Origin of the sequence: Nitrospira sp., assembly GCA_016715825.1 — a bacterium.
Classification (GTDB): Bacteria; Nitrospirota; Nitrospiria; order Nitrospirales; family Nitrospiraceae; genus Nitrospira_D.
In genome coordinates, this window is sequence record JADJXO010000006.1 from 104,231 (window position 1) to 123,431 (window position 19,201).

Annotated in this window: 23 protein-coding genes and 1 pseudogene; all 24 read left to right on the forward strand. The window is 51.4% G+C overall.

What is annotated here, in order from left to right:
- Positions 1 to 5: 5 nt before the first annotated feature.
- The 24 genes and pseudogenes from IPM58_13715 to IPM58_13830 all read left to right on the forward strand — a co-directional run bounded on the left by IPM58_13715 (position 6) and on the right by IPM58_13830 (position 19,158).
- Positions 6 to 653: an adenylate kinase gene (locus IPM58_13715; GenBank protein ID MBK9308101.1), complete on the forward strand. Its 648-nt coding sequence runs from the start codon at positions 6 to 8 to the stop codon at positions 651 to 653.
- A 5-nt stretch (positions 654 to 658) separates the two neighbouring features.
- Positions 659 to 1,407, forward strand: a pseudogene (gene map, locus IPM58_13720) (type I methionyl aminopeptidase).
- A gap of 41 nt (positions 1,408 to 1,448) precedes the next feature.
- A complete protein-coding gene (infA, locus tag IPM58_13725; protein MBK9308102.1) occupies positions 1,449 to 1,667 on the forward strand; it encodes a translation initiation factor IF-1 in 219 nt (72 codons plus the stop codon).
- 19 nt (positions 1,668 to 1,686) lie between these two features.
- Positions 1,687 to 1,800, forward strand: coding sequence for a 50S ribosomal protein L36 (gene rpmJ, locus IPM58_13730; protein ID MBK9308103.1), 114 nt, complete (start codon positions 1,687 to 1,689; stop codon positions 1,798 to 1,800).
- Between the two features lie 116 nt (positions 1,801 to 1,916).
- The gene (gene rpsM, locus IPM58_13735; protein MBK9308104.1) at positions 1,917 to 2,312 is read left to right on the forward strand and encodes a 30S ribosomal protein S13; all 396 of its coding nucleotides are present in this window, start codon (positions 1,917 to 1,919) and stop codon (positions 2,310 to 2,312) included.
- A gap of 28 nt (positions 2,313 to 2,340) precedes the next feature.
- A complete protein-coding gene (gene rpsK, locus IPM58_13740; GenBank protein MBK9308105.1) occupies positions 2,341 to 2,724 on the forward strand; it encodes a 30S ribosomal protein S11 in 384 nt (127 codons plus the stop codon).
- An 88-nt stretch (positions 2,725 to 2,812) separates the two neighbouring features.
- On the forward strand, positions 2,813 to 3,439 hold the full coding sequence (gene rpsD, locus IPM58_13745) for a 30S ribosomal protein S4 (GenBank protein ID MBK9308106.1): 627 nt from the start codon (positions 2,813 to 2,815) through the stop codon (positions 3,437 to 3,439).
- Between the two features lie 78 nt (positions 3,440 to 3,517).
- The gene (locus IPM58_13750; GenBank protein MBK9308107.1) at positions 3,518 to 4,522 is read left to right on the forward strand and encodes a DNA-directed RNA polymerase subunit alpha; all 1,005 of its coding nucleotides are present in this window, start codon (positions 3,518 to 3,520) and stop codon (positions 4,520 to 4,522) included.
- A 24-nt stretch (positions 4,523 to 4,546) separates the two neighbouring features.
- A complete protein-coding gene (gene rplQ, locus IPM58_13755; GenBank protein MBK9308108.1) occupies positions 4,547 to 4,990 on the forward strand; it encodes a 50S ribosomal protein L17 in 444 nt (147 codons plus the stop codon).
- A 152-nt stretch (positions 4,991 to 5,142) separates the two neighbouring features.
- Entirely contained in the window at positions 5,143 to 5,715 is a 573-nt protein-coding gene (gene lptC, locus IPM58_13760; protein ID MBK9308109.1) for an LPS export ABC transporter periplasmic protein LptC, read from the forward strand.
- A complete protein-coding gene (locus IPM58_13765; GenBank protein ID MBK9308110.1) occupies positions 5,684 to 6,301 on the forward strand; it encodes a hypothetical protein in 618 nt (205 codons plus the stop codon). The genes lptC and IPM58_13765 overlap by 32 nt, the downstream gene beginning before the upstream one ends.
- Positions 6,298 to 7,080 (forward strand): LPS export ABC transporter ATP-binding protein, encoded by a 783-nt coding sequence (lptB, locus tag IPM58_13770; GenBank protein MBK9308111.1) that lies wholly within the window; start codon positions 6,298 to 6,300, stop codon positions 7,078 to 7,080. The genes IPM58_13765 and lptB overlap by 4 nt, the downstream gene beginning before the upstream one ends.
- A gap of 17 nt (positions 7,081 to 7,097) precedes the next feature.
- Positions 7,098 to 8,603 (forward strand): RNA polymerase factor sigma-54, encoded by a 1,506-nt coding sequence (rpoN, locus tag IPM58_13775; GenBank protein ID MBK9308112.1) that lies wholly within the window; start codon positions 7,098 to 7,100, stop codon positions 8,601 to 8,603.
- A gap of 46 nt (positions 8,604 to 8,649) precedes the next feature.
- Positions 8,650 to 8,961: a ribosome-associated translation inhibitor RaiA gene (gene raiA / locus IPM58_13780; protein ID MBK9308113.1), complete on the forward strand. Its 312-nt coding sequence runs from the start codon at positions 8,650 to 8,652 to the stop codon at positions 8,959 to 8,961.
- Between the two features lie 204 nt (positions 8,962 to 9,165).
- A complete protein-coding gene (gene rapZ, locus IPM58_13785) occupies positions 9,166 to 10,032 on the forward strand; it encodes an RNase adapter RapZ (GenBank protein MBK9308114.1) in 867 nt (288 codons plus the stop codon).
- A gap of 136 nt (positions 10,033 to 10,168) precedes the next feature.
- On the forward strand, positions 10,169 to 10,381 hold the full coding sequence (locus IPM58_13790) for a MerR family transcriptional regulator (protein MBK9308115.1): 213 nt from the start codon (positions 10,169 to 10,171) through the stop codon (positions 10,379 to 10,381).
- Positions 10,382 to 10,399: 18 nt separating this feature from the next.
- On the forward strand, positions 10,400 to 11,506 hold the full coding sequence (gene pilM / locus IPM58_13795) for a type IV pilus assembly protein PilM (GenBank protein MBK9308116.1): 1,107 nt from the start codon (positions 10,400 to 10,402) through the stop codon (positions 11,504 to 11,506).
- The gene (locus tag IPM58_13800; protein MBK9308117.1) at positions 11,503 to 12,057 is read left to right on the forward strand and encodes a PilN domain-containing protein; all 555 of its coding nucleotides are present in this window, start codon (positions 11,503 to 11,505) and stop codon (positions 12,055 to 12,057) included. The genes pilM and IPM58_13800 overlap by 4 nt, the downstream gene beginning before the upstream one ends.
- Before the next feature lie 2 nt (positions 12,058 to 12,059).
- Positions 12,060 to 12,704, forward strand: coding sequence for a type 4a pilus biogenesis protein PilO (gene pilO, locus IPM58_13805; GenBank protein MBK9308118.1), 645 nt, complete (start codon positions 12,060 to 12,062; stop codon positions 12,702 to 12,704).
- A 252-nt stretch (positions 12,705 to 12,956) separates the two neighbouring features.
- Positions 12,957 to 13,343 carry a pilus assembly protein PilP gene (locus tag IPM58_13810; protein MBK9308119.1) on the forward strand — a complete coding sequence of 129 codons (387 nt, stop codon included), beginning with the start codon at positions 12,957 to 12,959 and terminating at the stop codon, positions 13,341 to 13,343.
- Entirely contained in the window at positions 13,340 to 15,322 is a 1,983-nt protein-coding gene (gene pilQ / locus IPM58_13815; GenBank protein ID MBK9308120.1) for a type IV pilus secretin PilQ, read from the forward strand. Before IPM58_13810 ends, pilQ begins: the two co-directional genes overlap by 4 nt.
- Before the next feature lie 240 nt (positions 15,323 to 15,562).
- Entirely contained in the window at positions 15,563 to 16,657 is a 1,095-nt protein-coding gene (gene aroB, locus IPM58_13820; GenBank protein ID MBK9308121.1) for a 3-dehydroquinate synthase, read from the forward strand.
- A gap of 117 nt (positions 16,658 to 16,774) precedes the next feature.
- Positions 16,775 to 18,553, forward strand: a complete 1,779-nt coding sequence (locus tag IPM58_13825; protein MBK9308122.1) for an NAD+ synthase — start codon at positions 16,775 to 16,777, stop codon at positions 18,551 to 18,553.
- A gap of 266 nt (positions 18,554 to 18,819) precedes the next feature.
- The gene (locus IPM58_13830; protein ID MBK9308123.1) at positions 18,820 to 19,158 is read left to right on the forward strand and encodes a P-II family nitrogen regulator; all 339 of its coding nucleotides are present in this window, start codon (positions 18,820 to 18,822) and stop codon (positions 19,156 to 19,158) included.
- Positions 19,159 to 19,201 lie beyond the last annotated feature (43 nt).

The window sequence follows — 19,201 nt, forward strand, 5'->3', positions numbered from 1 at the left end:
GGCTAATGCGGCTTGTGTTTCTTGGCGCGCCTGGGGTCGGAAAGGGCACTCAGGCTGATAAGGCCGCCACACAGTTTTCCATCTGTAAGATCTCGACCGGTGATCTGCTTCGGGGGGCAGTCCGTACTAAGACGCCGCTTGGTCTAGAAGCAAAAGAACACATGGATCGGGGGGGCTTAGTGCCTGATTCAGTGGTCATTGGGTTAGTCCGAGAAAAGCTGGCAGATGCATCTAGTGCGTCTGGATTTATCTTAGATGGGTTTCCGAGAACCGTTCCACAGGCTGAGGCCCTTGCTAATGTCTTGCGCGAACGAGGTGAACATCTGGATCAGGTGATTAGTTTCGAGGTTCCTCGAGGGGAAATCGTCAAACGTCTGAGTGGGCGGCGAAGTTGCCCAAAGTGTCAAGCGACGTATCATGTAGACCTTGCCCCATCAAAAATGGGAACTGCGTGTGAACGGTGCGGTGAATCCTTAACCCAGCGTAGTGATGATCAACGGGAGGCGATTGAGATGCGTCTCCGCGTGTATGAAGAGCAAACGGCCCCGTTGATCGGCTTTTATGAGAAGCAAGGTTTGCTATCCCGTCTCAATGGGGCTGAGTCGGTGGATGCTGTCTATCAGAACCTTGTGCGTATCTTGACGACGCGCTAGACGGCATGATCATTTTAAAAACGCCTGCTGAAATTGAAGTCATGGCACAGGCGTCAAGAGTGGTTGCTGAAGCGCTGGACATTGTGCGGAAAGCAGTCCAACCAGGGATTACCACGGAAGAGCTTGATGCGATCGCGGAACAGGAGATACGAAAAGAGGGGCGCTCCCGGCATTCAAAGGTTACCGGAACTATCCCAAGACGCTCTGTGCATCCGTGAATGAACAGGTCGTTCACGGGATCCCTTCAAAGCGAAAGCTCAAAGAAGGGGACATCATTGGGTTAGACCTCGGGGCAATTGTTGGAGGCTTCTATGGAGATTCTGCCGTGACAGTTGCAGTTGGGGCGATTCCCGATGCGACGCAAAAGTTAGTTCAAGTGACGAAAGAGGCTCTTTATTTGGGATTCAGCAGGCCAGTGGTTGGTCATCGTTTAGCGGATATCTCGCATGCCGTTCAGCAGCATGTTGAATCATCAGGGTTCTCAGTTGTGACTGAGTTCGTGGGCCATGGGATCGGACGGCAATTACACGAAGAACCGCAAGTTCCTAACTACGGAAAACCTGGTCAAGGCCCTCGATTACAGCCGGGGATGGTGTTGGCAATTGAACCTATGGTCAATATGGGGCGGAGTGCAGTGCGTATTCTCGACGATCGATGGACGGCTGTCACGGTCGACGGCAGTTTGTCTGCCCACTTTGAACATACGATCGCGATACAGTCAACCGGGGATCCTCGTATTTTAAGCCAGTTGTAGAGCATGTAGCGATTGATTTATAGGAAAGAACACGACACGACGTGGCAAAAGAAGACATTATCGAAGTGCAGGGATCGGTAGCGGAGACGCTCCCAAATGCCATGTTTCGAGTCAGGCTCGATAATGGCCATGTCATACTGGCTCATATTTCAGGGAAAATGCGGATGCATTTCATTCGTATTCTTCCTGGCGATAAGGTCACGGTTGAAATGTCTCCGTATGATTTGACAAGAGGCCGTATCACCTATCGCTTTAAATAAATGGGAGTTGGGAATTGGTATGAAAGTCAAATCATCAGTGAAGCCCATTTGTGCAAAATGTAAAGTTGTCCGCCGTCGTGGCGTTGTCCGCATTCTTTGCAAGAATCCGCGCCACAAGCAGCGACAGGGATAGCTGAAGGAGAGTGCTAAAGAACCAGTGAAACGCCAGGCCCGAGGTGGCAAGGCGGACACAGTCAACAAGAAATGGGTTGAAAAGATTACGGCTGAAGAAGGCTAGTTGGAGGAAGAATGGCACGTATTGCTGGCGTCGATTTGCCAAGGAACAAACGAACTGATATTGGATTGACCTACATCTACGGGATCGGGAGGGCATCAGCCCAACAGATCCTCGATGAAGCCGGTATTGATGGCTCGATTCGTGTCAAGGATCTGAGCGAAGACAAGATCGTCAAGCTACGTGAAATTATCGAGCGCGATCATCGAGTCGAAGGGGACCTTCGCAAAGAGGTATCCCTCAATATCAAGCGACTCATCGATACCGGGACATACCGAGGGTTGCGTCATCGTAAAGGATTACCGGTTCGGGGGCAGCGTACTAAAACCAATGCCAGAACACGTAAAGGACGTCGTGCCGGAGTAAGCAGTAAACCGCGACCAAGGGGTTCAAAAGGGGCGGGTGCCTAGCCGGCCTGGGCGTCAGGAGGGGTTTGTCATGAGTGTCAAAAAAGGGAAAAAGAAAGAACGGCGAATCGTTCAAAGCGGAGTGGCGCATGTTCAAGCGTCATTTAACAATACGATCGTAACGATCACCGATATGAGCGGCAATACGGTGGTGTGGGCCAGTGCTGGTAACCAAGGGTTTAAAGGATCGCGTAAGAGCACCCCCTTCGCTGCTCAGCGAGCTGGGGAAGCGGCAGCGCGAAAGGCGATGGAAAGTGGGATGCGACAGATCGACGTGTATGTTAATGGTCCAGGTTCCGGTAGAGAGTCCGCGATTCGTTCACTGCAAGGGGCTGGATTGCGAATTAACCTCATTCGGGATGTCACGCCAATTCCGCATAATGGATGTCGGCCGCCCAAGCGGCGGCGTGTTTAAGCATATGAAATAGAAGGCTCGGTTCTTTTGAAAATCCAGAATGGTCATCTGTCGGTGAATCTGTAAGTTAATTCCGGAGGAGGACGCAGTGGCAAAGTATCGTGGTCCTGTCTGTCGGTTGTGTCGACGAGAAGGTGAGAAGCTCTTTCTCAAGGGAACTCGCTGCATGACGGAAAAGTGTGCCATCGAACGGCGAAGTTATCCACCTGGGCAACATGGGCAGGGGCGTCAACGGACCTCCGACTATAGCCTTCAGCTTCGGGAGAAGCAGAAATTGAGACGTATCTATGGACTGCAGGAATGCCAGTTCCGTGGCGTGTTTGAACGTGCGGAACGACAGACTGGCGTCACCGGCGACTCGTTGTTACGCCTTCTTGAGTGTCGATTGGATAATGTAACCTATCGGCTTGGATTTGGTGCTTCACGCAAGCAGGCACGCCAGATGGTGAGTCACGGTCATTTCACACTGAATGGCAGGAAAATCACGGTAGCTGGCGCACTGGTGAAGCCTGGCGATGTGATCGAGATTCGTGAGAAAAGTCGGGATTTGGTAGCGATCCAAGCCGCATTGGAATCCGTCGATAGTCGAGGGATTCCTGACTGGCTCGAATTGGATAAGGGTGCATTTAAGGGAGTTGTGCGGTCCTTGCCGGCGAAAGAGCAGATCGCGTTACCGGTGAACGAACAAATGGTGGTGGAATTGTATTCACGCTAGGCCACCTCGGTATTTCGTTCTGTCGGTTCAGTGTCATCTGTCAATGTGTTTGTTACTCGATGGTATGGAGGATCGGTCATGATCAAAGCGATGAAGGACTTTCAGATCCCGATGCGGGTGGAAGTCGACAAGGATGCACAGTCCCCCACATTCGGGCGGTTTACAACTGAAGCATTCGAACGAGGGTTTGGTACGACGATTGGCAATGCCCTCCGTCGAATTTTGTTGTCGTCGCTGACTGGGGCCGCAGTGACCACTGTAAAGATTGAAGGGGTCGTCCATGAATTCTCGACGATCGCCGGTGTAACCGAAGATGTTACAGCGATTATTCTCAATATTAAAAGTTTGCGTTTGGCGCTCCACACGGATAAACCAAAGACCATTCGGCTGAAAAAGAAGGGGCCAGGGGAGGCAAAGGGTTCTGACGTTCTCCATGACGGTGATGTGACGATTTTGACGCCTGATCTGCATATCGCCACCCTTGATAAAGATGCGACACTTGATATTGAAATGACCATCAAACATGGGCGGGGCTATGTACCGGCGGAGCGCAATAAGGAAGAAGGGTTGCCGATTGGAGTGATTGCAATCGACTCCATTTTCTCGCCGATTAAACGAGTGAATTTCTTTGTGGAGAATGCTCGGGTTGGACGTATGACTGACTATGACAAGCTGACCATGGAGATCTGGACGGATGGCACCATCAGTCCAAGAGATGCGCTCTCAACGGGGGCCGGTATCTTGCGGGAACATGTGGATATCTTTATCAATCCTGAAGAACGAAGCGAAGGAAAGAGTGAAGCAGGCTACGAGGAGTCTCAGCGAGAAGTGAATAGAAATCTCTCGCGCAGTGTCAATGAATTGGAATTATCGGTTCGAGCAGCCAATTGCCTCAAGAATGCGAATATCAAGACGATTGCCGATCTTGTGCAAAAATCGGAAGGTGAAATGCTCAGGACGAAGAACTTCGGGAAAAAGTCTCTCAATGAGATCAAGGAGATTCTTACGGAGATGGGGCTTTCTCTTGGGACTAAAGTAGATGATGGGGCTACCCCACACAATGGAAGTCCAAAACCTGAATGATGTTTTCTAGCCGAGGGGAACACCGTGCGACATAGGAAAAATGGACGACAACTTGGGCGGCAGACCAAGCACAGAAGGGCACTATTTAGAAATTTAGTTACTTCATTGTTGGAGCAGGAGCGAATCGAAACAACCGGGGCTAAAGCCAAGGAAATACGAGGATTTACTGATCGTATGATCACTCTTGGAAAGGAAGGTACTCTCCCGGCAAGACGACGAGCGCTTGGCTTTCTCCGTAGTAAGGCCGTGGTATCCAAGCTCTTCGATGATGTCGCTGCACGTTTTAAGGATCGGCCAGGGGGGTATACCAGGATCATCAAAACGCGCCGACGTGTTGGTGATGCGGCGGAAATGGTCGCAATTGAATTGGTTTCTCGCCAAGAAATTGTCCTCGCAAGAAAGCAACGGCTGTTTCTCCGACGCCTCCGGCGTCAGGAGATTCGGGCGCATCAACGTAAGCTCTCCTGACAATGTCGGTCAGCATTAGCAAAGCCTCCCACATGAGCACATGTGGGAGGCTTTGCGTATCTAGACCCTAACAGACGTTTACATGATTGCCCGTGCATGCTACGATCGTGCCAGGTATTGTTATGAGTTGAGTAGGGGAGCACACCGAACTTATGTGGGAGCTTATTGCGAGACGCACTCTTCTCGCAGCGAGTGTACTATTGGCTGTATTCCTCGGATATCTTCTCGTCAGAAATGCAAATGTAGTGTCGACTAGCCAATCGACTGTCCCTGAAACCATGGAACAAGCTGACGCCAAACTCTCGGAATTTACTTTTACACAATCGAAAGGCGAGGTGGTCCAATGGCAAGTTCAGGCGAAACAGGCTCGAGTATTTGAACAAGACCAGCGAACGTTGTTGCAGGATGTTTCCCTTACCTTTTATGGGGGCGAAGGTGAGGAGGTGAGGGTCTATGGCGACGAGGGTATGCTCGATACCGCGAGCAAAAACTTTGCCTTATCGAATCGTGATGCGCCTGTCACCGTGATAACCAGGAGTGGGTACACGATCTATACCAACCATTTGGTCTGGACGGATAAATCCAAAGAAATACGGACAGAGGATCCTGTGCGCATTGTCGGGCATGGATTGGAGGTACGAGGTCTTGGGTTGCTCGGGAGAATGGAGTCAGAAGAATTTGAGGTTCTACGCGATGTTCACGTGGATCTCGTTCCTGCTTCTTAGTGTCCTATGTATTGAAGGCGCAGTCGCCGCACTTTCCGCAGAATCAGGGACTCTGAAGCAGAGCGTTGAGGCGCCAGGAGTCTCAACTACCATTACATCTAAAAAAATGACCGTCCGAAATCAGGACGGTCAGGCAGTATTTGAGGGGATGGTTGTGCTGACGAGGGGGGCTCTGGTTGTTCATTCTGACAAAATGGTTGTGTCGTTCCGTTCGCGTCAGCCCGATCCCAAGCAGAAATCGCCTAATGGCACAAACCACAGAGCACCGGTACAGAGTTTCTCTCCACCAAAAGAAGGTGGTAGCGGGGCTGCATCGACGATTTCGAATCGTTCTGTCAGTCGTATCGAAGCGACGGCGGATTCGCACCATGTTAAGATCGAATATGAGAATGGCAATGCCACATGCCAAAAGGCCGTTTATTTAGTCGACAGTGAAAAAGTCGTGCTCACCGGTAATCCCGTGGCATGGGAGCGGGGAACGCGTGTGAGTGGTCAACAGATCACGCTTTTCCTAGCCGAAGAACGCAGCGTCGTAGAGGGTGGCTCTCACGTTCGTATCGAGGGTGAGGGAGCGAATACGCCATGACTCCGAGCGGTTCTGCGCGAGCCGACTCCCTCACCCATTCGAACTCACCCCACAATGCCGACTGCCTACGGGCCACTGGATTGGTCAAGAGTTTCCGTAGTCGGAAAGTCGTCAAGGGTGTGGCAATCGAAGTCTATGCTGGTGAGGTGGTAGGCCTTCTTGGTCCTAATGGTGCGGGGAAAACTACCATTTTTGATATGGTTGTGGGTCTATGCCAGCCCGATGAAGGAGATATTACCTTCAAAGGAGAGTCCGTCACCGGCTTGCCAATGTATAAGCGAGCACGGCGAGGGATAGGATATCTTCCTCAGGAATCATCGGTCTTTCGACGGCTTTCGGTAGAACATAATGTCTTGGCGATTCTTGAAATGCTAGGGTATGCTCGCAATGAACGGAATCAGCGGGTGGATGTACTCCTCAAAGAATTGGATCTGCTCCATATTCGTAAAAGTATGGCCTATGCCCTGTCAGGTGGAGAACGTCGCCGCTTAGAAATTACGCGTGCCTTGGCGGCCACGCCGTCGTTCATGCTCCTGGACGAGCCGTTCGCAGGAATCGACCCTATCGCTGTCGCCGATATCCAACAGATCATCACTCGCTTGAAAGATAAAGGCATTGGAATCTTAATTACCGATCACAATGTGCAGGAAACGCTCTCGATAGTCGATCGAGCATACATCATTAATGAGGGGTTGATCTTGGAATCAGGCACTCCAGAAGTTATCGTTCAGAGCGAAACTGCTCGAGCAGTGTATCTCGGTGAACAATTCAAGTTGTAGAGGATGTGCACTCTGCCATGAAACTGCGTCTTGACCTAAAGCTCAGCCAAAAATTGATCATGACGCCACAATTGCAGCAGGCTATCAAGTTGTTGCAACTGTCACGGCTTGAATTGCAGCAGAGCCTTACACAGCACCTCCTTGAGAATCCATTGTTGGATGAGATCCAATCCGACGGCGATGAAAACGAGCCGTCGGTCACTGAGGGGAAAGTAGGGGAGATCGCGGTCTCATCTGGGCAAGAACAGGGGGGTACAGCAGAAACACCGGAAGAACGAGGATCTCCGGAGGAATCTTCCGCCTCTGGATGGGAAGAATACTTCGGGAGGGATCGGCGAGACGGGCAGTCTGAATATTCGGGAACGTCTGACGATTTCCCTTCATATGAACAAACGGTGGCGAAGGCGATCTCACTTGAAGAGCATCTTCTGTGGCAATTGTCTCTGTCCACACTTTCCGATCGAGAGAAAGAGCTTGGTCGCTTGATTATCGGCAACCTTGATGATGATGGCTATCTTCGCATTCCTATGGCCGAAATTGTGGCTGGTTCGCCATTTACGGAAACGGAAGCCGAGTCTGTGCTCAGGGACATTCAGATGTTTGACCCTACAGGTGTTGCTGCAAGAGATTTATCGGAATGTCTTCTGCTCCAGCTCGGACATTTAGGTCGCAATCTTTTCGGTTCGCTCGGATCTCCCCCTGGAGCGCTTAAAGGATCAGTCATCGAGAGCGTCATCAAGCACCACTTGAAAGACCTTGAGAAGAAACAGTATCCCAAAATCGCAAAAGCTTTAAACGTCAGTATCGAAGATGTGTTCCAGGCTACTAAAATCATCGGTGAGCTTGAACCAAAACCAGGCCGACCCTTCACGAATACCCAGAACTATGTGATCGTGCCGGACGTGTTTGTAGTCAAAAATGAAGGAGAGTGGGTGGTGCTGTTGAACGACGATGGGCTCCCACGGATGAGAATCAGCCCCTACTACAAGCAACTTATTTCCTCTGAACAGGGCGGGGCCCCTGAAACAAAAGCGTACATGGATGAAAAATTGCGAGCTGCTCAATGGGTCATTCGAAGTATTGAACAGCGGAATAGAACGATCGTCAAGGTGGTGTCGAGTATTGTGAAATTTCAGGAGCAGTTTTTTGAGCATGGTGTACAATACCTTAAGCCGTTAGTCCTTAAACAAGTGGCTGAGGATATTGGAATGCATGAATCCACGATTAGCCGTGTGACGGCTAACAAGTACATGTACTGCCCGCAAGGCATGTTAGAGCTCAAGTTCTTTTTTAATGCCGGACTCCAGCGAACCGATGAACCGTCGAGTATGCATTCTTCCATATCCGTCAGAGACATAATTAAAAATATGGTGGGGGAAGAGGATGGGAAGCGCCCGTTGAAAGACGAAGAAATTGCGGCCCGACTGAGCACTCAAGGAGTACGTATCGCGAGGAGAACCGTAGCCAAGTATCGAGCAGAATTGAATATTCCATCGGCCAGTCAACGCAGACGATATTTTTGATGCTCGCTGCTCTGCATCCAACGAAATAAAGAAATTGGAGGTGGACATGAACTTGCGCATTACGAGTCGGCATATGGACCTTACCCCTGCCTTGAGAAACTACGTAGAGACGAGATTTAGTCGACTGGATCGCTATGAGTTGAAGGTGGAGGCTCTCCAGGTCGTGCTGGGCGTTGAAAAACTTCAACATAAGGCTGAAGTGACTGGGGCTGTGAGCGGAAAGCGCATACAGGCGAAGACCTCCACCCCTGAGATGTATGCCACCATTGATGCACTTGTCGATCGGGTAGATGCTCAGTTTCGCAAATGGAAAGATCGCCTTGTTCATCATAAGCCAGCCAAATCTAAGAAGTCATGATTAGTGATCTGAACACTGCGCAGAAGAACGGTATAAGAGTTTGTGTTGGCGTTGTATTCAAATGAATGGTTGCTTGATGCAGGAAATCTGGATCGAGAAGGAGCCCTCGCCACCTCGTATCTCGAGAAAATAGGAATGGGGATATGCGTCTGCGGTTCAGCTGTGATGCCGTAACTCGTATCTCTGCTGAGACGGTTTGGTGTTATGGCACGACTCAACCTCGTGATCATCAGCGGGTTATCTGGATCAGGAAAATCCTACGCGCTTAAGGCGTTTGAGGATGCGGGCTATTTCTGCATTGATAACCTTCCTCCCGCCTTACTTCCAACCTTTGTGGACCTGTGCGACCAACAACATCATGAAATAGCCAATGTTGCACTCGGTATCGATGTGCGCGAACGTGTGTTTTTCTCGGATCTTGTGGGCATTCTGGAACGAGTCAAAACGATGGGCCATTCGCTCAAATTGCTATTTCTTGAGGCACGTGAAGAGGTCCTGATCCGGCGCTTTTCAGAATCAAGGCGCCCGCACCCGCTTTTGCCGCATCTACCAGTCCTGGAAGGGATCCGATTCGAAAAAGAACGCTTGACGGAACTTCGGCGACGTGCAGATCGGATCATCGATACCTCAGATCTTACGGTTCATGAACTCGGGGAGCTATTAGCCAAGGAGTTTCAACGAGAATCATCCGAAGGACGACTGACCATTTCATTTTTAACCTTCGGATATAAATTTGGAGTGCCCTATGATATTGATCTCCTCTTCGATGTGCGATTTCTGAAGAACCCCTTCTTTGTGCCAGACCTTAAGCCACTTCCTGGGACCGACCCACGGGTTCGTCACTTTGTGTTGACGGACCCAGAAGCCACCGCCTTTGTCGACCACGTCGGCAATTTATTAAAGTTCCTTCTACCACTGTTTCAAAGGGAGCGGCGCAGTTATCTGACCATTGCCATTGGATGTACCGGAGGGCGTCACCGGTCGGTGGCTATTGCTGGCCATTTCTGCGAAAGCCTCGGGACGCTGGGATACAAGGTCGGACTCAAGCACCGAGATATCGATAAAACCTAGAGTATTTGAGCGATAGCTGCAATCTTCTCCTTCCCACTAATCGCCAGTTCCAGCACTTTCCTTGACAGGTAGAACATATTGACTATACTTAATTTTGTGAATATTGACAGCCTTCTACTAAGAGAATATTACGCAAGTGAAAAAGCCTAAAAACGTACCAAGGCAAGAAGGGTTTAAGGCCTATGAAATATGCGATTTATTCGATATTTCTAAGGCCACACTCTTTCGATGGGAGCGAGAGGGAGTGATTACGCAGCCGGGTCGCGACTGGAGAAACTGGCGTCTCTACACGAGGAAGAATGTGGATGAAATCGAAAAAGTCATTCGTGCCCGCAAAGCGGTCGCGTAGACGAGCAGGTAGCGCAAAATGATGGGTTCACTCAAAAAACTCGTTGAAACTGACATTATTTCAATGCTGACGCCTCGCCGCCAGCTCGTTGGGTTAGATCTTGGGTCGAGCGCAATTAAGGTAGCGCAACTGAAGGAAACGAAGGGGCGGTACCTTCTACAAAAGTTTGGGGTCAAACTGCTCGAGCCAGAAGTGATTGTCGACGGCACTGTCATGGATGAGGGCCGCGTGGTTGCGGCTATCCGAGAACTTTTCGATGAAGCGAACATCAAGAACAAGCATGTGGCCATCTCAATCTCAGGGCATGCCGTTATCGTCAAGAAGATTAGTTTGCCGCCTATGCCGGATGAGGAATTGGAAGGCCAAGTAAGGCTGGCTGCTGAGCAGTATATCCCCTTTGACATCAACGAGGTCAACATTGATTTCCACGTGTTGCCTCCTGACGAGGTGCACGATGGACAGGGCGACATGGCGGTCATCCTCGTAGCTGCGAAAAAAGATAAGATCAATGAATTGACGGAATTGGTCAAGGCAGCGGGGTTGATTCCAATGGTCATGGATGTTGATGCCTTTGCCATCGAGAATATGCATGCGATCAACTATCCAATGGCACAAGAAGAAACGACCGCGCTGGTGAATCTTGGAGCCAGCGTCATGAACGTCAATATCATCCGCGCGGGGTCGTCCCTATTTACTCGGGATATTCCGTTAGGTGGCAATCGCTATACCGAGGCAATTCAACGTGAGATCGGACTGTCATTCGAGGAAGCGGAAGAGAGTAAAAAAAAGGACCGCGCCGGTGATTCAGGAGGCGTTGAGGTTGGCAACGTCATCGATAGTGTGAATGCAGAAGTCGCGTCAGAAATTGCCAGAACAGTGGACTACTTTAAGAACTCAACCACCAATTCTGAGCTCAATCGTGTGCTGCTCTGTGGAGGGGTGGCCAGAGCCAATGGTTTGATTCAGCAACTTGGCGATCGGATGCAGCTTCCTGTAGAAATGGCGGACCCTTTTGCAGAAATTGATATCTCAGGGTGTGATGCGGATCCGGAGCTCCTAGCCGATATGGCTCCCTCTGCGGCGGTTGGCGTTGGGCTGGCACTACGAGCGGTGGGTGACAGATGATTCGAATCAACCTACTTCCTGGCGGACCAAAGGGGCGACCAGCAAAGCCGCAGTATGATGTCCGTGCCCAAGCATTGCTTGGGGTGGGGGTCATCCTGATCACGTTGGCCGGTTGTTGGTGGTATTCATCCTCCTTGGACGACGAACTTGAGGCCCAGCAGACCGAAAAACAGGATAAGGAAAGGCAAGTCGCTCAGCTGAAAGAGCAGGTCAAGCAGGTCCAGGACTTCGAGCAACGGAAAAAGCTGCTGGAAGATAAAAATCGTATTATTGATCAGCTCGAGCAATCAAGGATGGGACCTGTGAAAGTTCTTGACCACGTAAGCCAGAGCTTGGAGCCGCTCAAAGTGTGGCTCACGCGGCTGGGTGTCACCTCCGATATGGTTGAGCTAGAGGGGAAGGCGCTCACGAACGACGATGTGGTCGAATTTGTCAATAATCTGCGTCGTACCGATTATTTTACCGGGATCAATCTGCAGGAAAGTAAAGCCACGGTAGAGAACAAGGTCACTCTGTATCAGTTCCGTTTAGCCTTCCGATTGAAAGGGTAATAATGGCGTTGCCACAAGTGAACCTGGATGCCCTTCGTAACGTGCCGGCTACCCAAAAGGCCGCACTCTTATTCCTACTCGTCGGTGGCATTATTGCAGGTTTTTACTTTTACATCGCTGAGCCCAAGTCTGAGATCATCGCCGTCTTGGAGGCCGAGAACAGCAAGCTCGAGAGCGAGATTCAAACACTGACGATCAAAGTGAAGCACCTGGATGAATTGGTTGCTGCCAACAAACAGCTCGAAATTGAGCTGGCCAAAAAGAAGGAACGACTTCCACCGGAAGAAGAGGCCATCATGCTGCTGAAACAGGTCTCTGATCTCGGCGTGCGGTTAGGGCTGGATATCAAGCTATGGAAGCCTGGGGCACCGACCGAAGATGCGTCGAAGCTTTTTATCAAAATGCCGGTGAATGTTGAAGTGGCTGGAGTGTATCACACCGCAGCGTTGTTCTTCGATCGGATCAATCGGCTACCTCGTATTATTACCGTATCAGGCTTAAAAATTGGATCTCCCAAGGTTGACCAGGGGCGAATCGTATCGCAAACGACATTTGATCTTGTGGCCTATGCCGCCCCACAAGAGAAGGCGGCTTCCTGGGCACCGCCGTCAGCAACTGCTCCCAACGTTGCCCAAGCCGGTAAGTGAGGAATACTCCCTATGCAGCCATCGGTTAGGAGTGCAAGGAAGATATGGAGCGGTCTTATGTTATCCGGTGTAGGTATGGCATGGGTGTGGATTGTCCCGCTCTTGAGTCAACAGGTTCACGCTGAGCCTTCTCTTCTGCCCGGACAGATAGTGCCCATGAGGCAGGGGGCGATCCCTGGCCCCTCCGTCCCCGACACGCCTCGGGCGGTACCTCCCAGCATGGAAACGCCATCAATCCATGAAGACGCATCGATGGCTTCTCCATTGCCATTAACAGAGGGTGTGCCGGGTGTTGGATACGATCCGTCGGGTCGCCGCGATCCATTTGCTCCCATCATTCAGGAACTGCAACTGGGAAAGGTGGATATGACCCTTCCCCCATTGCAGCGCGTCACCCTAACCGAACTTAACCTGATCGCCATTGTGTGGGGTGCGTACGGGTATACTGCGATGGTTCAGACTCCTGAGGGGCATGGATACACAGTTCGTCGAGGCACCAGAGTAGGGCAGAATAATGGAGTCGTCAGCGCTATCACTGAACGGGGCATGATCGTGCAGGAGCGATTTACGGATGTGTATGGCAAAAAGCAGGAGCGAGAGTATGTAAAGCTCCTTCATCCCAAAGAGGGCTCAGAATGAAATCACTAATCTCTCCAGCAAATAGTTTCCGGATGGCTAGGTGCTTCATCGGAGCCTGGGCGTTCGTGTTTTTCGCGCTCCTTGTGAGTGCGGAGACGAGGGCTCTTGCCAAGGAGACTGGGCAGGTGATGAAGCAAGCAGGCATCGCACGGGCCGGAACGCCTTCTATACGATTGCTCGCTCAAGCGGTGACGGCAATTGAGGTTCGTCCCGAGGTAGATGTGGTGACAGTGGTCATCGCTGGTGACGGACAACTATTTCCCGAGACAAACTTTTTGGATGACTCTCGTTTGATTGTCGATATTCCCGCCGTGTCATCCACCCTCAGGCGGTCAGTGATCCGAGCAGACCATTATTTGCTCAAGAAAATTAGGGTTGGGAATCATGCCGATAAGGTCCGGCTGGTATTCGATGTCCCTGAACGGCCACTCTATTCGATGGTTCGTGACGCCAACAAGGTGGTGATTACACTGAAACCGAGTGAGGCCATTGATTTCCATGCGATGGCGACCAAGATCCATACACAGGAGAATGTGTCCATTCTCCCTCGCTCGAAAAAGGCGATGGTTCAACCGAAGGATCAGGTCGTGAGAAAGACCGCACGACTTGTCAGGCCCACGCAGCCTCAATTCAAGATACAGCGCGCTCAGATGACGGACGAAAGCGCATCATCTGAGAAGGATGACCGATCCGACGATCTCGTGATAGGGAAAACCCGATTTGTCGGTCGACGCATCTCTCTCGACTTTCAGCAGGCGGATATCACCAATATTCTTAGATTGATCGCCGAGGTCAGTGGTTTCAACATCGTTGTCGGAGAAGGCGTCAAGTCAAAGGTAACGATGAAGATGGTGAATGTGCCTTGGGATCAGGCGTTGGACATGCTCTTGAAGATGAATGGCCTGGGTATGTTTCGTCAAGGGAGTATTGTCTGGGTCGATTCCTTGGCGAATCTTTCTAAACAACAGGATGAGGAAGCACGAGCCAGAGATTCTAAGACGAAGGCAGAACCAGTGATCGACCGTGTCTTCTATATCAGGCATATTCCAGCGCAGGAGCTCATGCAATCGCTCAGGCAGAACTTGAGTCCGCGCGGCCGTATGCAATTCAATAATGGGAGTAACGCATTAGTCGTGCAGGACACGGAGTCAAAACTGGCGGTCATTAAGCAGCTTGTCGAAGGACTCGATCTAGAGGTCCCTCAAGTTCAAATTGAAGCGCGTATCGTGCAGGCTGATACGGTCTACGCTAGGGGCATGGGAATTCAGTGGGGTTTTGTGCAGTCAAACTTTTCTCCAAGTGGTTTTCATGCAGTGAGCAATATTATTGGTTCGCCATTGAATGGTGTCGGAAACGATAACGATATCGAGCATACTTTCTTGGTAAATTTACCGGCGCAAGTCGGCGGATTACCAGCTGTCCCGGGGATTGGCTGGACTTTTGGAAAATTAGCCGGTGATTTTGGGCTCGATATGAGGTTATCTGCTGGTGAACTGCTAGGCTTGACCAAGGTGATCGCAGCACCCAAGATTACCACGCTGGACAAACGGGAGGCAAAGATCTCTCAAGGCGAGTCAATTCCCTTTCAAACGACCTCGTTACAGGGGACACAAACAACATTTGTCGATGCCAACTTAGAGTTGAATGTCACGCCACAGATTACCTCTCGTGATCCCAACGAAGAGTATAAGCGAATCATGATGAAGGTGCGGGCCACGCGTAATGCCGTCGGTGCGCGGAGCAACCCGGCTGGTCCCAGCATCGATCGGCGAGAGGCGACGACTCAAGTTATGGTGAGAGATGGAGAAACAATGGTAATCGGCGGAGTCTTCGTCGATACGCAATCAAACAATGTGCAAGGTGTTCCGTATCTTTCTCGCATGCCCGTGATCGGTTGGTTGTTTAAGAACAAATCTGAATCGGTCGGCAAACAGGAGTTGCTGATCTTCCTCACGCCCAGCATCATTAAGCAGTCGTAGCTACTCAGCGAGGTGTGGTGGGAAAAACGCCTGAGGACGTCGATCGGCGTCCTCAGGCGTTTCTGCTTTGATAGCGATAACCAAGTCCGTTTTCTAGGGGTGGGTGTTCTACAAGAAAATGACCGTCATTTTAGTTTTGTCGAGGCTGTGGTACGATGCGGCGCCTTGAGCATTCTTTTTGTGACGGCCTAGTATCAGGAATATGAACTCCCATCCTTCCGTTCTCTGCGTGGTCACGAAATGACTCCGATCTTCACCGTTCCTGTCGCTCTTGCTGAACGAAGTTACGAAATTACCATTCGTGCGGGGTTACTGGAGAGACTTGGGCGAGAGTTGAAGCAGTCGGCGATTAAGGGGAAAGTTGCAGTTGTAACCGATCGTCAAGTGGCGCGGCATTACCTGAGAGACGTGTCTCAATCGATCAAAAGATACGGACTCCAGCCGGTACCGATCATCCTAGCTCCAGGTGAACGTTCAAAAACGTTGAAGACCGTGGAGTCCGTCCTCGATATCTTGGCACGTCATCGATTTGAACGCTCCTCCTTGCTGTTGGCGCTGGGAGGAGGAGTCGTTGGGGACATCGCGGGATTTGCGGCTTCAATTTACCAACGGGGTATGCCCTATATTCAAGTCCCCACGACGCTTGTCGCCCAGGTCGATTCTAGTGTTGGAGGAAAGACAGGAGTCGATCATCGACTGGGCAAGAACCTGATTGGGTCATTTTATCAACCACGTGCGGTGTGGATCGATCCAGTGGTTCTGCGGACGTTGCCAAGGCGTGAATGGGTCGCCGGTCTGGCTGAAGTGATCAAATACGGTATCATTGCAGATGATACATTCTTTCGCTATCTACAGCGGCACATGCCGGATCTTTTGAAACAAGCATCCGGCGTCGTTGCAACGGTAATAAAACGATCGTGCGAGATCAAGGCCGAGGTTGTTTCATCCGATGAACGAGAGTCCGATCGGAGACGAATCCTCAACTATGGCCATACCATTGGACATGCGCTTGAAGCGTTGGGCGGCTATCAGTCGATGGTCCATGGAGAAGCGGTGGGAACTGGGCTGGTCCAAGAGGCTGACCTTGCCTGCTTCCAAGGGCTATGTAGTCACGAAGTCGTTGAAGGGATTCGACGAATCGTGAAGGAGGCGGGGCTCAGCGACCGAATGCCGAAGTGGACACCCGCCAAGGTATGGAAGGCAATGCTGCATGATAAAAAGGTCTCGGGGGGGCTGGTCATTGGAGTGTGGCCTTCGCGTATTGGAGCGGTCCGAATAGCCCCGTTAGAGAAGCGTGTGTTTGATCAATGGTGGGCTGAATCGCAGCCAGCATGACGCACTCGGCGATTGGTCCCTGTATTCCCGCTTTGACGAATCTCTCAAAGGAAAACCGGATCTTCTCAAAACTCAAGGCAGGTGCCTTGAGGTGAAGCCCGGTCAGATTGGTGCGTGATGAGTGTGTTGCGAATCGCCGTGGCACAGATGAACCCAACGGTCGGGGATCTGAACGGAAATGTCCAGCGGATCATAGAATGGCTCGGCGAGGCGCGAAAGGCCCAAGTCGACCTGATCGCTTTCCCCGAACTTGCCATTACCGGCTACCTTCCCGAAGACCTTCTCTTTAAACCGCAGTTTGTGAACGACAATCTACGCGCACTGAACGAGGTTGCCCAAGCTTGTCGTGACGTGGTTGCCGTGGTCGGATATGTGGCTCAAAGCGCTCAAATCAAATCGGGAGGGTTCCGCCCATCGTTTGACTCAAACGATCGGCCGGCACTCTACAATTCGGCGGCGCTCCTCGCCGAGCATCAGATAGCGGGAAACTGGCACAAAAAATATTTCGCAAGGGATGGAGAGGAGAACAGATACTTTCAACCGGGCCAACAGCCTCCAGTGCTTGTGATGAACGGTAGGGTGATTGGGGTGACTATCGGTGAAGACCTGTGGCATTCAGATACGGGTACCCAAGCGCAAATGCTCGCAGGAATAGAGGTGATGGTCAACCTCACCGCCTCCCCTTTTCAAGCCGAGCAAAGCCGTTTGCGGGAACAGTTGTTCTCAACGTGGGCTAAGAAAAACGGAGTGATTCTGACCGTTGCGAATATGATCGGAGGACAAGATGAACTTGTCTTCGACGGGAACAGTCTCATCCTTGATCAATCGGGCCAGGTGGTTGCACGTGGTGGTGCTTTCAAGGAAGAGTTGCTCATGGCCGATGTGAGCCTGGGTTCCGTCAAGGGCAAGAGTAACGCCAGCGGACGGAATTCGGTACGGACAAAGAAACCGGTATCTGCGGCTGATCGTTTTCTAATCAAGCTGCCGATAACAAAGGGAGCGAGGACTCCCATCATGCCGGGATTGACTGAGCCGTCAGGGGAGATCGAAGAGGTCTATCAGGCTCTGGTGCTTGCCGTGAAAGATTACGTGCGGAAGAACGGGTTTAAGCGGGTGGTCATTGGGCTCAGCGGTGGAGTTGATTCGGCGTTGACGGCAGTAGTTGCCGTGGATGCACTCGGGTCCGCAAACGTACTCGGGATCTTCATGCCCTCTCCCTATACATCTCAGGAAAGTGAAGAAGATGCGGTTGAGCTTGCACAGCACCTCGGGATCGAGCTCAACATCATTCCAATTGCCTCAACGTTTGAAGCGTATCGACGATCTCTGGCTCCATCCTTTGATCAACGGCCAGCTGATATAACAGAGGAGAATCTTCAGGCACGTATTCGCGGTAATATCCTCATGGCTTTGTCCAATAAGTTTGGCCATCTGGTGTTGATCACCGGGAACAAGAGTGAGTTGAGCGTCGGGTATTCGACGCTCTACGGTGACATGGCCGGTGGGTTTGCCGTCATCAAAGATGTCTCGAAAACGAGAGTGTATGAGCTGGCCAGATTCTGCAATGCGCGAGGTTCGTCGACGGTGATCCCTCAGCGTACGTTGGACCGACCGCCGAGTGCCGAGCTGAAGCCTGATCAAAAAGACGAAGACACGTTGCCCCCTTACCCAGAGCTCGATCACATCCTTCAGGCCTATGTAGAAGAAGACCGTTCGCTGAAGGAAATCGTCGAGGAGGGGTTCGATCGGGTGACGGTCGCTCGTGTGATGAGAATGGTCGATACCAGTGAATTTAAGCGCCGACAGGCACCCATCGGAGTCAAGCTCACCCGTCGTGCCCTTGGGAAGGATCGTCGGATGCCGATCACAAACGGGTACCGCGGCCTCGACGAGTAACTGATTCGTAGGGGGAAAGACCGTCCTCCTATCCTCATCCGTCGCGTGAACATCGAAATCTTTGGATTCCGTCCTCCCGAGAACGTGCGAAACCGTGTGGAATTTTCATGATTTCGACCATTGAGACACGAGCGAGGATGGGCTATGATGGCCACCCCAAACCCCAAGGTTATGGCAGAATGGTCCTCACCTTGCCTTCCTACAAGGGATGGGTCAGGGGGTCGTTGTGCCGAGTCCCTCAATGGTCCATCTGGGAGGACGTCTCCATGAAGCTGGTTGAGGCCGTCGTCAAACCGTTCAAGCTGGAAGAAATTAAGGATGCCCTGCTGGAAATCGGCGTGCAAGGCATGACGGTATCGGAAGTTAAAGGGTTTGGACGTCAAAAAGGTCATAAGGAAACGTATCGCGGGCAGGAATATACGATTGAATTTGTCCCCAAGGTCAAGATCGAAGTCGCGGTGACTGATGCACAAGTTCCACGAGTGATCGAGGTCATCAGCCGAGCTGCGAAGACGGGTAGCATTGGGGATGGGAAGATTTTCGTTCAGGAATTGAGCGAAGTCGTGCGCATTCGGACGGGAGAAGCTGGAGAAACGGCGCTGTGATGCGGGGGATTCTCACAATGGCGGATCGTTGTTGGGAATCTCT

Excerpts from the sequence above, each read along its gene's own strand:
- IPM58_13715 (MBK9308101.1), top strand. The coding sequence starts at position 6 with ATGCGGCTTGTGTTTCTTGGCGCGCCTGGGGTCGGAAAGGGCACTCAG.
- rpmJ (MBK9308103.1), top strand. The coding sequence starts at position 1,687 with ATGAAAGTCAAATCATCAGTGAAGCCCATTTGTGCAAAATGTAAAGTT.
- rpsM (MBK9308104.1), top strand. The coding sequence starts at position 1,917 with ATGGCACGTATTGCTGGCGTCGATTTGCCAAGGAACAAACGAACTGAT.
- rpsK (MBK9308105.1), top strand. The coding sequence starts at position 2,341 with ATGAGTGTCAAAAAAGGGAAAAAGAAAGAACGGCGAATCGTTCAAAGC.
- IPM58_13750 (MBK9308107.1), top strand. The coding sequence starts at position 3,518 with ATGATCAAAGCGATGAAGGACTTTCAGATCCCGATGCGGGTGGAAGTC.
- lptC (MBK9308109.1), top strand. The coding sequence starts at position 5,143 with ATGTGGGAGCTTATTGCGAGACGCACTCTTCTCGCAGCGAGTGTACTA.
- IPM58_13765 (MBK9308110.1), top strand. The coding sequence starts at position 5,684 with ATGTTCACGTGGATCTCGTTCCTGCTTCTTAGTGTCCTATGTATTGAA.
- lptB (MBK9308111.1), top strand. The coding sequence starts at position 6,298 with ATGACTCCGAGCGGTTCTGCGCGAGCCGACTCCCTCACCCATTCGAAC.
- rpoN (MBK9308112.1), top strand. The coding sequence starts at position 7,098 with ATGAAACTGCGTCTTGACCTAAAGCTCAGCCAAAAATTGATCATGACG.
- raiA (MBK9308113.1), top strand. The coding sequence starts at position 8,650 with ATGAACTTGCGCATTACGAGTCGGCATATGGACCTTACCCCTGCCTTG.
- rapZ (MBK9308114.1), top strand. The coding sequence starts at position 9,166 with ATGGCACGACTCAACCTCGTGATCATCAGCGGGTTATCTGGATCAGGA.
- pilM (MBK9308116.1), top strand. The coding sequence starts at position 10,400 with ATGATGGGTTCACTCAAAAAACTCGTTGAAACTGACATTATTTCAATG.
- IPM58_13800 (MBK9308117.1), top strand. The coding sequence starts at position 11,503 with ATGATTCGAATCAACCTACTTCCTGGCGGACCAAAGGGGCGACCAGCA.
- pilO (MBK9308118.1), top strand. The coding sequence starts at position 12,060 with ATGGCGTTGCCACAAGTGAACCTGGATGCCCTTCGTAACGTGCCGGCT.
- IPM58_13810 (MBK9308119.1), top strand. The coding sequence starts at position 12,957 with ATGGCTTCTCCATTGCCATTAACAGAGGGTGTGCCGGGTGTTGGATAC.
- pilQ (MBK9308120.1), top strand. The coding sequence starts at position 13,340 with ATGAAATCACTAATCTCTCCAGCAAATAGTTTCCGGATGGCTAGGTGC.
- aroB (MBK9308121.1), top strand. The coding sequence starts at position 15,563 with ATGACTCCGATCTTCACCGTTCCTGTCGCTCTTGCTGAACGAAGTTAC.
- IPM58_13825 (MBK9308122.1), top strand. The coding sequence starts at position 16,775 with ATGAGTGTGTTGCGAATCGCCGTGGCACAGATGAACCCAACGGTCGGG.
- IPM58_13830 (MBK9308123.1), top strand. The coding sequence starts at position 18,820 with ATGAAGCTGGTTGAGGCCGTCGTCAAACCGTTCAAGCTGGAAGAAATT.